Raw genomic sequence first — 3,143 nt, 5'->3', positions numbered from 1 at the left:
ATTTCGCCATCGCGATCTCGCTCGGCCTCCAGTACGGCGTGCCGCTGGAGGAATATGTCGAGGCCTTCACCTTCACCCGCTTCGAGCCGGCGGGGCTGGTGCAGGGCAACGACGCGATCAAGAACGCGACCTCGATCCTCGACTACATTTTTCGGGAGCTGGCGATCTCCTATCTCGGCCGCAACGACCTCGCCCACGTGGCCCCGGAAGAAATCGGCGCGACGGTGCTCGGCGGCGGCGTCGGCCAGGACAAGGCGCCCACGGCCGGGCCCGGCGCGGCGGCGGTCATCTCTAACGGCCTCGTGCGCGGAAAACCCGGCGACAAGCTGATGCTGGTGCGTGGGCAGACGGGCGGCGAAGCGCCGGTCGTGCGCGCATCGGGCGGGGCCGGGACGGGCGGCTACGTCCAGGGCGCGACCGCGCTCAAAGGCGATCTCGCCGAAAGCGCGCCGCTAACGATGGGCGGCGCCGCCTTCACCCCGGCGACGAGGCCCCCGGGCTTAGACCCGGGGGTCGCCGGCAAGCGCGCCGAAGCCCGGATGAAAGGCTACGTCGGCGAAGCGTGTCCGGAGTGCGGGAATTTCACCATGGTGCGCAACGGCACGTGCCTGAAGTGTGATACGTGCGGCAGCACGACGGGGTGTAGTTGAGGAATGTAATGTCACATGCGGGTGAATCTGACACCAAAGTTTGGCCGCAAAATCCGTCCCCGCGGCCAAACGCGAGCCAAAATCGGCGTCTGAGGCCGTTTCAGCCGCCGATTGCGTCAGTAAAGGCGCCTCCGGAGGGAACGTCGTCCGGAACAGGGCCTGAGTAATGTAACCGGTCTCCGGAGTTGTGTGATGAGCTGGGAAGGCGTTGAGGACTACGACGTAGGTCAGGGCGCGAAGGCGTATCTCGATCGAATCTACGGTGCGAGTTGCTTGGAAACCGAAAAGGTGACGGTGTTGGCTTCGACCATCCTGTTCGACGAAGTCTACTACGCCGCAATCGAGAGCATCGACCAGACGACCGGAAAACAACAAGTCTACGCTGCTATATGCCCATTCCATTACAACCCACTCGAAGCCGATGGCATCACGTTCTCCTTCAATGAGTTGACCGAGGATTATGATCCTCTGGAATGCGACTGCCCGCAATACATCCTCGACCTGCTAACTCCCACAGAAAGCGAATATGCTGCCAATTGGCGGCAACGATGCGCAGCCCGTCTACGCGCCCCGCTCGATCCCCGCCTCAGGGAAAAGGTCGCGGACCGCGCCCCAAACCGGCAAGACCCGACCGAACTGCGGACCCGGCATTGACCGTATGGCTCGCGCCCACATTCCCGGCGCAGGAAAGGCGATCGCGCGGCGTGAACCGCTGCGCTTGAGCAGCAAGCTTCTCAATCCGAGTCCAAGCAATAGCGATAGCGACTACTACTTCCCGGGCAGGAGATTGAGTTGGGAAAGGGCGGACTGAGCGGCGTACACACCATTTTGAAGCCCGGTCCGGACGAAGAGTTTATTTGGCCGTTCGTGATGGATGCGCCGCGAAAACCATTTCAGCACGGCAGGTGGGACACGGACCGGGGTGAGGAACCGTTCCCAGGCGCGACGGTCGCCTTCAAGCCGTATGAGATGAAGCTACTTGCGGCGCTCGCCCAGTGCTACCGGGGCAAGAAGACCTTCGCTGACCTGCCCATGATCCCCATCGAAATGGCCGACCTGATCATCCGGCAAGGCGGCTTGCATGCCTGGGTGTGCCGCACGGAGAATCGACTGAACCGCTTCCGCAAGATACTCGACGAGCAAGAGAAGGGGACGACGCTCCTGCCGAAGTCGGCTGCGCAAAAACGTCGCCGGAAGCACAGGTGAGCGAAGCAACCAGCGGGGGATCATCGACTCCGCATCGGTCTCGGCCTGGCGCTCGCCGACGCCGACGCCGACGGCAGCGTTCCCGCGGCGTCGTTTCGTCGCGCAAAGGCCCCCGCTTGGTCTTACCCCCATCGAGGGTTGGTCTGGCCGATTCGCGCAAGAAGGGTGCGTTCGGCGATGGCTTCGAACATGCCCTATCCGCCGCTTTCCTGCCGTTCCGGATCGGTTCCGGTTCGTGGAGTCGGAGCGCGAATGACCGCGATGCGGATCGCACCGAGTTGGATTATCGTCGAAAGAGGATTGCCCATGACGGGCGGAGTCCGCCATGGGAATAACTCGTAGATCCGTATTGAAGGGTTCGCTGCTCGGCGCGGTGGGCATCCTTGGAACTGGACCGGACGTCGCGCAATCTCCCACACAGGGACCGACTTCAGCGGAACGTCAGAGACTGGCTCACTTGGCGGCCGATTTTATGGATGTCTATGAATCCCCAGGGCTTTCGGTCGCCATCGGGTCGAGGGGCGAGCCGGTTTACGTCGAGGCGTTTGGTTTTGCGGACAAGGAGAGCGAGGAGACGCTCACTACGCAGCACCGCTTTAGAATTGCTAGCGTGACAAAGCCTATCACGTCGGCGGGGGTTCTGTTGTTAATGGAAGGAGGGAAGCTCCGCCTCGGGGATCATATATTCGGAGCGAATTCGATTCTAGGCGAAGAGTACAGGACTCCACCGGGCCGCGAAGATATAGAGGCGATTACGGTTGATCATTTGCTGACTCACACTGCCGGCGGCTGGGGTAACACCCACGACGATCCGATGTTTATGAACAAGCGAATGGATCATAGAGAACTCATCAACTGGACTCTGAACAATATAGCTTTGACATCCGAGCCAGGGAAAAATTACTCCTATTCGAATTTCGGTTACTGTCTATTGGGCCGCGTGATTGAAAGAGTATCTGAAAAGAAATATGACCAATATACGATGGATGCGGTACTGGCTAGGTGCGGAATAAGCGACATGCAAATTGGGGGTAACACATTGGTCGAAAGGGCTACGAAAGAGGTCCGGTATTACAGTCAAGAACGTGGGATGGATCCTTATGATTTGAACGTGGCGAGAATGGATTCCCACGGGGGATGGATAGCAACGCCCACTGACCTACTCAGGTTCTTTGTCAAAATCGATGGTTTCAGCAACGCTCAGTTGCTCAGCCGCGATACCCTTAAAATCAGTAACTGCTCACCCCCCAGTTGGGGATGGGGCTGCGGCGAGGACGTTCTTGATGG

Annotated in this window: 4 protein-coding genes; all 4 read left to right on the top strand. The window is 59.8% G+C overall.

Annotated elements, in window-relative coordinates:
* A partial coding sequence (locus tag ACLP25_RS06140; protein WP_442468344.1) for a TSCPD domain-containing protein occupies positions 1-650 on the top strand: 650 nt, incomplete at its 5' end.
* 192 nt (positions 651-842) lie between these two features.
* On the top strand, positions 843-1,304 hold the full coding sequence (locus tag ACLP25_RS06135; protein ID WP_442468343.1) for a hypothetical protein: 462 nt from the start codon (positions 843-845) through the stop codon (positions 1,302-1,304).
* 138 nt (positions 1,305-1,442) lie between these two features.
* Entirely contained in the window at positions 1,443-1,856 is a 414-nt protein-coding gene (locus ACLP25_RS06130) for a hypothetical protein (protein WP_442468342.1), read from the top strand.
* A gap of 472 nt (positions 1,857-2,328) precedes the next feature.
* The coding region (locus ACLP25_RS06125; protein ID WP_442468341.1) for a serine hydrolase domain-containing protein at positions 2,329-3,143 on the top strand (815 nt) is incomplete at its 3' end.

The sequence above is a fragment of the Roseiarcus sp. genome, from assembly GCF_052145395.1.
GTDB lineage: Bacteria > Pseudomonadota > Alphaproteobacteria > Rhizobiales > Beijerinckiaceae > Roseiarcus.
Note: the sequence above shows the minus strand (reverse complement) of the source record. Positions and strands in the feature narration are given on the sequence as shown.

What these genes read in the sequence shown, in the direction of transcription:
- ACLP25_RS06135 (WP_442468343.1), top strand. Translation starts at nt 843, where the DNA reads ATGAGCTGGGAAGGCGTTGAGGACTACGACGTAGGTCAGGGCGCGAAG.